General features: G+C 39.7%; 2 protein-coding genes. Both read left to right on the top strand.

Features of this window, described 5'->3' with window-relative positions; all coding sequences use genetic code 11:
• The coding region (locus HMPREF3129_RS18220; RefSeq protein WP_302622745.1) for a LexA family protein at positions 1–275 on the top strand (275 nt) is incomplete at its 5' end.
• An 8-nt stretch (positions 276–283) separates the two neighbouring features.
• Positions 284–625 (top strand): DUF3024 domain-containing protein, encoded by a 342-nt coding sequence (locus HMPREF3129_RS03775; RefSeq protein ID WP_004245991.1) that lies wholly within the window; start codon positions 284–286, stop codon positions 623–625.
• The last annotated feature ends 48 nt before the right edge of the window (positions 626–673 follow it).

The following is a 673-nucleotide window of genomic DNA, read 5'->3' as shown; positions in this document are numbered from 1 at the left end:
TTGAAGGCCAATCAATGACAGCACCACCAGGAGGCAAGCCAAGCTTTCCAGAAGGAATGCTTATCTTGGTTGATCCAGAGGAAGAAGTTGAGTTCGGAGATTTTTGCGTCGCGCGTTTACTGAATGATGAATTCACATTCAAACGATTGATTAGAGATGGTGGAATTGAGTATCTAGAGCCATTAAACCCTCGCTTCGATCTGATCCCTATTAACGGGAATTGCACAATCATAGGTAAGGTAATCAAATCACAATGGCCTGACGACACGTTTTAGGAGGAAATATGGCGTTTAGTAATATTGAGATAGCAAATATTAGACGGTGTATGGAATTTTTCATGGAAAAGCGTCGCCCAGCAGAACACCTAAGGGATGAATTAGATTTACAGTATCGCATCGAGGACGACTCAGTAATTATCTTTGAAATTAGGCAACTAATATGGAGTGATGGCAGAGTAGAAGAACCTATAGCAAAAATCACACATAATAGATATTCGAATTCATGGTCTCTGCTTTGGATGGATAAAAATAGTAACTGGCACAACTACGATGAAATAATGCTAGGTAGTTTCTCTGACGCCATTAGGCTCGTTGAAGATGATGTGCGAGGTTGCTTTTTTGGGTGACGACACGTTTTAGAGTGTGGTTTTAAACATAATAATATTAACTAGATA

The organism is Proteus sp. HMSC14B05, assembly GCF_001808035.1.
In the GTDB taxonomy this organism is placed as follows: Bacteria; Pseudomonadota; Gammaproteobacteria; order Enterobacterales; family Enterobacteriaceae; genus Proteus; species Proteus mirabilis.
The sequence above is the reverse complement of the archived record's forward strand: the minus strand, read 5'-3'. Positions and strand labels throughout refer to the sequence as shown.

Excerpts from the sequence above, each read along its gene's own strand:
- HMPREF3129_RS03775 (WP_004245991.1), top strand. The coding sequence starts at position 284 with ATGGCGTTTAGTAATATTGAGATAGCAAATATTAGACGGTGTATGGAA.